The following is a 683-nucleotide window of genomic DNA, read 5'->3' on the forward strand; positions in this document are numbered from 1 at the left end:
AGCAATGGAAATATTTCTTAAGATTAGAAAAAAGGTTTCTATAAATCAACAAAACCTTAAAAATATTCAAAAACTTTTTAAGCTATATTTTAAATTTCTGGATGAGAAGGGGTTAGTAACCGATGAGATGAAAGAGAAAATAGCCGAAGAGAGGCTTGAAATTCCTCAAACAGTAAAGAGGAAAACACCAAAGATAGGAAGGAATTCTCCCTGCCCCTGCGGAAGTGGAAAGAAATACAAGCTTTGTTGTGGAAAATGAAAAATTGGCAAAAAAATTACCTTTCATCAAAAATCTTTATTCCAGAATCGGTGATCTCGTATTCAAAGATTCCCTTGTCATGCTCTAGGCTCCTTGTCTTAAGAACAGATATTGTCTTTCTCCTACCTTCCTCTTTATAATCCAAAAGAAAGATGTGATCAATAATCACATATGGTATGTGTTTAGTGTTTTATGGTATCTCCCCTCACTTAGTGGAAAAATAGATAGGGTGTGTTTATCTGTTTAAGAAATTTTGAATTCTAAATTTTGAATTTTGGATTGAAGGTTAAGTTTTATAAAATTTCTTATTTTTCGCAACCTTGAAGTTCGTTTCTCAAAAATTGCTCTTTGACAGTTTAACTTTTTCTCATTTTATGCCGATAAATATAATAGAGAGGGAACCAGAAGAAGAACTACTTCAAAA

2 protein-coding genes are annotated in these 683 nt (G+C 31.9%); one reads left to right on the forward strand and one right to left on the reverse strand.

Annotated features, from left to right (window positions below; genetic code table 11):
- The coding region (locus tag AB1397_04200) for an SEC-C metal-binding domain-containing protein (protein MEW6482184.1) at window positions 1–259 on the forward strand (259 nt) is incomplete at its 5' end.
- A 16-nt stretch (window positions 260–275) separates the two neighbouring features.
- On the opposite strand, the gene AB1397_04205 is transcribed toward AB1397_04200, so the two are convergent.
- Complete coding sequence (locus tag AB1397_04205) at window positions 276–428, reverse strand: ATPase domain-containing protein (GenBank protein ID MEW6482185.1); 153 nt, start codon at window positions 426–428, stop codon at window positions 276–278.
- Window positions 429–683 lie beyond the last annotated feature (255 nt).

It is taken from the genome of bacterium (genome assembly GCA_040756715.1).
In the GTDB taxonomy this organism is placed as follows: Bacteria; UBA9089; UBA9088; order UBA9088; family UBA9088; genus JBFLYE01.